The following is a 6,358-nucleotide window of genomic DNA, read 5'->3' as shown; positions in this document are numbered from 1 at the left end:
CTGGGAGATGGGGAGAAGAGACAGGCGTGCCCCGCCGTCCCTACGACCGTGGCAGCCCCGGCCGCCCCACTGCCCCGCCTTCCCGAGGTTGCCCGTGGCGCTGGGACGGCCGGGGCTGCCAGGGTCGTCGGGACGGCGGGCAACGCCGGGGCGGCTGGGGTTGCCGAGACGGCCGGGGTGGCCGGGGCGGCCGGGGACGTCGCGAAGGCCGCGGTCGCCGCCGCCGACACGGTGACGGCCACCCCGGTACGGGACGGGGGGCCGCCCGGCCGGATCACCCGGCGCCGGGTGCTCGTCCTCGGGCCCGGCGCGGCCGCGGCGGCCGCCGGCGCCTGGTGGTACGCGCGGCGTCCCGGGACCGCCTCCGGTGCCGGCGACCCGGACCGGCCGACGCTCACCATCGCCCTGCACCAGGACCTGACCGGCCCGGCCGGCCCGACCGGGCGCGCCCAGCGCGACGGTGCCCGAATCGCCGCGGACGACCTCAACTCCCGCGCCGACCACCCCTTCCGCCTCGCCCTCGCCGTGCACGACGACGCCGGATCCCCGGAGCGAGCCGCCGCCCTGGCCGCCCGACTGGCCGCGGACCTGCGGGTGCGTGCCGTCGTCGGGCCCACCACCGACGCCTGCGCCCTCGCCGCCGTACGCGCCTACCACGCCGCCTCCCTGCCCGCGGTGGCCGTCTCGCCCGGCGTGGACACCAGCTCCGCCATGGGCGGCGGCACCCGGCCGCGCGCCTACATCCCCGCCCGCCCGCTGGACGCCACCATGGCGGCCCCCTGCCGGGCCTACCTGGTCCAGGGCCGCGACTGCCGCCGGGTGGTGCTGCTGGACGACCGGCTCCAGGGCGCGCCCGGCTATGAACTGTGCCGCCGGGTCGCCGACGTCCTGCTGGACTCCGGCCGCCATGCGCGCATCCGGCAGGTGCCGGCCGACCCGGACCCCGCCGCGCTGGCCGCCGAGGTCCTCGCCGAGCGGGCCGACGGGCTGGTCTTCACCGGAGACCAGCGGCGCGCCGCCGCGCTCGCCCGGGCCCTGGACGAGGCCGGCTACCGGGGCGCGCGCATGGGGCTGCGGCAGGGCTACGGCCCCGACTTCACCGCGCTGGCCGGGGCCGCCGCGGAGGGCTGGGTGTTCACCACCCCGTTCGTCGACGCCGCCCGCACGCCCGCGGCCCGCCGGTTCACCGCCGCCTACCGCGAGCGGTTCGCCGCCGCGCCGCCGGCCTACGCCCCCGAGGCGTACGACGCCGTCCTCTTCCTCGCCCAGGCCATGGCCCGAGGCGACGGAGCGTCCGCCGACCGCGGCACACTGGTCCGCCGCACCCGCGAGATCCAGTACCGGGGCATCACCCGCACCCTCGCCTACTCCGCCCCGCGCGGCGGCGCCTACGACGCGGCGGGGCTGTACCTCTACCAGGCNNCCGGCTGCGCGGGCACCGCGGCGGCCGCGACCCCGGCGGCGCCGCCGGCCTTGTGCTCGGCGAGCATGCGGTCCGCCGCCGCCAGAGCGTCGTCTATGCGCCGGGTGCCCGTCGCCACGCACAGGGTGTAGGCGACGTCCGCCAGCGCCTCCGGGCACGCGCGCTCCCCGCGGGCCTGGGCGATACGCAGCTCCGCGTAGCGCGTGAGCAGTTCTCTCAGGTAACGGGGGTCGGGCAGCAGCACGGCAACTCCTCGTCTCAGCACACTCGGTGGCATCCGTGTGCCCCACTCGGCCCGGAAGATGCCTGCCGCATGGAAAGAATCGCGAATGGGCCGTGCGCCCGCCCCCTGGCCCCGGTCGGGGCGTACGGACCTGCCGTCCGGGTCCGTCAGGGCGGCCGTTACACTGGGCGGAGCGAAGGGGAGTAGTCCCGAAACACCGCTGGTCGACACACTGGAAGCCCTCGGGCCTCCCGGCCACCGGGCCCCGGCACGGACCACCCGTGCGGGGGCGGACGAGACCTTCGGCCAGGCACACCCACGGCCCGCACCCCGCGGGCCGCTCCGTCGTGCCGGGCCGAGAGGACTCCTCCGTCGCCGTCCTGGTGCCGCGCGAGCCCTTCAGGCCCGGCCCCAGCAGAAAGCGCCCCGTCGATGACTCTCGACCCCCTGGCGATCCTGACCGCCTTCGGGCTGATCTTCCTCGCCGAACTGCCCGACAAGACGATGTTCGCCTCGCTGGCCATGGGCACCCGGATGCGCCCGCTGTACGTGTGGTTCGGCACGTCCACCGCGTTCCTGGTGCACGTCGTCATCGCCGTCGGCGCCGGCAGCCTGCTCACCCTGCTGCCCGGGACGGCCGTCAAGCTGGTGTCCGCCGCCCTGTTCGCCTTCGGTGCGGTCGTCCTGTTCCGGGCCGGTGGCGACGACGACGAGGAGGAGGGCGGTGCGAAGACCGTCACCGGCTTCTGGCCCGTCTACACCACCGCCTTCATGGCCGTGTTCATCAGCGAGTGGGGCGACCTGACGCAGATCACCACCGCCAATCTGGCCGCCACCAACGGCTGGCTGCCCACCGCCATCGGCTCCGCCGCCGCCCTGATGTCCGTCTCGGCGCTCGCCCTGCTGGTCGGCCGCTTCATCGCCCAGCGCGTGCCGCTGCGCACCGTGCAGCGCATCGGCGGCGTGTGCATGGCGGGCCTCGCCGTCTGGACCCTCGTGGAGGCGTTCACCGGCTGACGCGCCGGGAGGCGGCGCAGGGGCCGCGCCCAGCCGGCCGCCGCGGCCTCCCCGCCCGGCGCCTCCCCTCCCGCGCCGTTGCCGGACCACCCCCTCACCCAGCCGTGGCCGGGTGTGCCAGGTGCCGGACTCCGTTGCCCGGCCGCGTTGCCCAGTCGTGGTCGGGTGCGCCAGGTGCCAGGCTCCGTTGCCCGACCGCGTCGCCTGCTTGGCGACCGTCGCCTCCGCCTGTTGCCATGCTGCCGGCCCGCGTCGCCACGGCTCTACGCGGTGCCCGGCCGTCCCGGTGCGCCGGCGGCCCGCAGGGCCAGCCGCCAGACCACCTGCACCCCGCTCTCGCCGGGGGCGGCCGGGTCGCCCTGCTGCGCCGCACGCCCCACCGCGGTGAAGCCCAGTCGGCGGGCCACCGCCCCGCTGGCCGGGTTGGCCTGGTCGTGGTGGATCTCGGCGCGGTCGATCCCGCTCAGCAGTCGTCCGGCGTCCACCAGGGCCGCCGCGGCCATCGTCGCCAGCCCCCGCCCGGTCGCGGCCGGGTGCAGCCAGTAGCCGATCTCCACTCCGCCCGGCCCGATCCGGCGCATCAGCCCGCAACTGCCCACCACCGCCCCGTCGGCGGTGATCGCGTAGTCGTACGACCGGTCGGCGGCCCACTCCCGCTCGCACCGCGCCAGGTACTCCTCGGTGCCGGTGCGGTCGTGCCCGGCCGCCCACGGCATCCACGGCCGCAGGTGGTCGAGGGCCCCGGTGATCACCGGATGGAGGGCGTCGGCGTCGCCGGGGTGCCAGCGGCGCAGTTCGACGAGATCGCGGCGGAGTGTCCCGGCGGGTCGGTCCATACGGATCATGGTGCGCCACGACCACCGGGCCGCGCACCGGCTTCCGCGGCCTCAGTCCGCCAGGAGCCGCCACAGCGGCGCGGCGGGCGGCCGGGCCGGGTCGCGCCGCAGCGCCCCGAACAGGGTCAGCGCCTCCGGCGGGGACAGCTCCAGTTCCTCCGCGATCCGGCGGCTGGTGACATGGGTGAGCCCCTGGGCGGCCGTCCGCCGTTCCCACTCGGCGAACCGGGCCGTCAGCGCGGCCGCGTCCGCGGGCTCCCGGGGGCGGGGGACGTCCGCCGGCAGGGCGGCCGCGCGGGCCCGCTCCCGGGCGATCTCCGAGAAGCCGCACACCGCCTCCGAGACGGCCTCCGCCCCGGCCAGGCCGCCGCACCCGGCCAGTCGGCGGGCCAGCGGGTTCAGGTCGAGGGCCTGTTCCAGAGTGAGGCGGTGGACGTGGCGGGCGGTGTCGTCCAGCGTCAGCGGGGCGGGCGCGTCCCGGGTGCCGCAGACGCCCCGGGCGCCCCGGGCCGCGGCGACCAGCAGGGCGCTCGCCTCCGAGGGGTGCCAGTCGAACAGCGGCAGGACGCCGTCGGTGTGCCGGCTCTCCAGGCCGAGCGCGGGGGCGCCGAGCCGGGGCAGCAGCAGCGGCAGGGGTATCTCGTTGTCCAGGCCGGGACCGGCCACGTACACCGTGGTGGGCAGTGCCGCGGCCGCGCAGGCGGCCAGCGCCAGCGCATCGCCCAGCGGGCTGCGCAGCGTCGGCTCGTCCCCGCGCGCGACGATGTCTCCGCCCACGTCCACCAGGTCGACGCGGCCGGCCTGGCACCAGGCGGCGGCCGCCGCGATCTGACGGGCCAGGCCCAGCGTCCCGCCGTGGGGGTCGAGCAGGCCCAGCCTCGGCCGCAGTCCGGCGGCCAGCCGGGGCAGCAGCGAGCCGGCCGGGGCGAGCGGGGCGGTGCCGGCGGTGATCAGGTCGACGCCTGGCGCGACCGCGTCCAGCCCGGTGAAGTCGCCGGCGCCGCGGGGCCCGGGCACGGGGTCGACGACCAGCCGCTCCCAGGCGTAGGTCAGCACCAGCGCCGGCGTGTCGGCGCCGTACAGGGCGGAGTGCAGCAGGGCCGCGGTGATGGCGTCACCGCCGCCGCCCGCGGCGATCAGGAGGCGTCTCATGGCCGACCAGCCAACCCCAGCGGCGGCGCCCCGCGCCACCGGTCCCGGCAAGGCCGCGGACGGCGAATGCGGCATAACGGATGTAACGCGAAAGTGCGGCGGAAGCTCCATACCGTCCGACATATCTTGAGGTCATCGCACTAAAGGGTGCTTTCGGTCACGACACCTAAAGTGACGGCTTGTCACCAGCCGTGCACCACCCGCTCGAAAGTGACCCTTTGATGACGCCCGACACCGTCGCGCTGCCCACTCCTGCCGTCCGCCCCGAGCTGTCCGCGGCCCAGGACGAGACCCCGTACCAGCAGTACGTGTACGCCTATCCGCACCAGAAGGCGTACCGCCTGCAAGAAGACGGCCCGCTGCTGACCGAGCTGTGGGCCAAGGAGCGGCTCGACGCGCTCTCCCTGTACGTGCACATACCGTTCTGCGAGATGCGCTGCGGCTTCTGCAACCTCTTCACCCGCACCGGCGCCCCCGAGGAGGTGACCGGAGCGTTCCTGTCGACCCTGGAGCGGCAGGCGGTGGCGACCCGTGAGGCGCTGGACGCCGCCGGCCGGCCCGTCCGCTTCCGGCTCGCGGCCTTCGGCGGCGGCACCCCCACCTATCTGACCGCCGACGAGCTGATCCGGCTCTGCGACGTCTGCGAGGACGTCATGGGCGCCGACCTGTCGGCCGCCTCCTGGTCGGTGGAGACCTCGCCCGCCACCGCCACCGCGGACCGGATCGCCGTGCTCGCCGACCGCGGCGCGACCCGGGTCAGCATCGGGGTGCAGAGCTTCCTGGAGGACGAGGCCCGCGCCGCCGTCCGGCCGCAGAAGCGGTCGGAGGTCGACAGCGCGCTGGAGCGGCTGAAGGCGGCCCGCTTCCCGGTCCTCAACATCGACCTCATCTACGGCATCGACGGCCAGACCGAGCGCACCTTCCGGACCTCCCTGGACGCCGCCCTGTCCTGGGAGCCCGAGGAGATCTACCTCTACCCGCTGTACGTCCGCCCGCTCACCGGCCTGGTCGGCCGGCACGCGGTGACCCCGGCCGACTGGGACGACCAGCGGCTGCGGCTGTACCGCTACGGCCGCGACCACCTGCTGTCGGCCGGTTACCAGCAGACCTCGATGCGGGTCTTCCGCCGTCCGGGCACCGCGGCGGTGGAGGACCACGACGCCACCGGCATCAGCGAGTACAACCAGCAGGCCGGCATGGTCGGACTCGGCGTCGGGGCCCGCTCGTTCACCACCGACCTGCACTACACCACCGACTACGCGGTGGCCGTGCCCGAGGTGCGGCGGATCATCGACGACTACATCGCCACCCCCACCGAGCGTTTCCGCCGCGCCCAGTGGGCGTTCGCCATGAACGGCGACGAGCGGCGCCGGATGCACGTGCTCCAGCATCTGCTGGAGGCGGGCGGCCTGGTTCCCGCCGTCTACGAGCGGGCGTTCGGCACCCGCTTCGAGGACGACTTCGCCGGGCAGCTCGGCGTCCTGCTGGACCGCAACTGGGTCCGCCCCGACGCCGCCGGCACCCTGGCGCTCACCCCGGAGGGCATGGCCCGGGCGGACGCCGTCGGCCCGATGTTCTTCTCCTCGGACGTGCGCGCCCGCATGGCGGCCTACCAGGACCGCTGACCGCCGCGGCGACCGGCCGCCCCGCCGGCCACCGCCGGCCGGGCCGCCCCGCCGCCCGCCCTCGGCCGCCAGGGCGGCGCGA

5 protein-coding genes and 1 pseudogene are annotated in these 6,358 nt (G+C 76.2%); 3 read left to right on the top strand and 3 right to left on the bottom strand.

Going from position 1 to position 6,358, the window contains the following annotated elements; translation table 11 throughout:
• Nucleotides 1-48 precede the first annotated feature (48 nt).
• A pseudogene (locus tag C6N75_RS31560) lies at nt 49-1,407 on the top strand (ABC transporter substrate-binding protein); the annotation flags it as partial.
• Nucleotides 1,408-1,412: 5 nt separating this feature from the next.
• Here C6N75_RS31560 and C6N75_RS12005 read toward each other — a convergent pair.
• Nucleotides 1,413-1,700, bottom strand: coding sequence for a DUF5133 domain-containing protein (locus C6N75_RS12005; RefSeq protein ID WP_322888046.1), 288 nt, complete (start codon nt 1,698-1,700; stop codon nt 1,413-1,415).
• A 378-nt stretch (nt 1,701-2,078) separates the two neighbouring features.
• Here C6N75_RS12005 and C6N75_RS12000 point away from each other — a divergent pair, with 378 nt between their 5' ends.
• The gene (locus C6N75_RS12000) at nt 2,079-2,663 is read left to right on the top strand and encodes a TMEM165/GDT1 family protein (protein WP_105868863.1); all 585 of its coding nucleotides are present in this window, start codon (nt 2,079-2,081) and stop codon (nt 2,661-2,663) included.
• A gap of 263 nt (nt 2,664-2,926) precedes the next feature.
• Here the strand turns inward: C6N75_RS12000 and C6N75_RS11995 are convergent, their stop codons facing one another.
• Both C6N75_RS11995 and C6N75_RS11990 read right to left on the bottom strand, forming a co-directional pair.
• Nucleotides 2,927-3,499 (bottom strand): GNAT family N-acetyltransferase, encoded by a 573-nt coding sequence (locus C6N75_RS11995; RefSeq protein ID WP_105868862.1) that lies wholly within the window; start codon nt 3,497-3,499, stop codon nt 2,927-2,929.
• 51 nt (nt 3,500-3,550) lie between these two features.
• Nucleotides 3,551-4,651 carry a DUF1152 domain-containing protein gene (locus C6N75_RS11990; protein WP_105868861.1) on the bottom strand — a complete coding sequence of 367 codons (1,101 nt, stop codon included), beginning with the start codon at nt 4,649-4,651 and terminating at the stop codon, nt 3,551-3,553.
• 221 nt (nt 4,652-4,872) lie between these two features.
• Between C6N75_RS11990 and C6N75_RS11985 the strand changes: the two genes are divergently transcribed.
• Nucleotides 4,873-6,276, top strand: coding sequence for an STM4012 family radical SAM protein (locus C6N75_RS11985; protein WP_105868860.1), 1,404 nt, complete (start codon nt 4,873-4,875; stop codon nt 6,274-6,276).
• The last annotated feature ends 82 nt before the right edge of the window (nt 6,277-6,358 follow it).

This window comes from Streptomyces solincola (assembly GCF_002982015.1).
In the GTDB taxonomy this organism is placed as follows: Bacteria; Actinomycetota; Actinomycetes; order Streptomycetales; family Streptomycetaceae; genus Streptomyces; species Streptomyces solincola.
Note: the sequence above shows the minus strand (reverse complement) of the source record. Positions and strands in the feature narration are given on the sequence as shown.

Bases quoted from the DNA above. Each gene is read 5' to 3' on its own strand.
- C6N75_RS12000 (WP_105868863.1), top strand. From the start codon at position 2,079: ATGACTCTCGACCCCCTGGCGATCCTGACCGCCTTCGGGCTGATCTTC.
- C6N75_RS11995 (WP_105868862.1), bottom strand. From the start codon at position 3,499: ATGGACCGACCCGCCGGGACACTCCGCCGCGATCTCGTCGAACTGCGC.
- C6N75_RS11990 (WP_105868861.1), bottom strand. From the start codon at position 4,651: ATGAGACGCCTCCTGATCGCCGCGGGCGGCGGCGGTGACGCCATCACC.
- C6N75_RS11985 (WP_105868860.1), top strand. From the start codon at position 4,873: ATGACGCCCGACACCGTCGCGCTGCCCACTCCTGCCGTCCGCCCCGAG.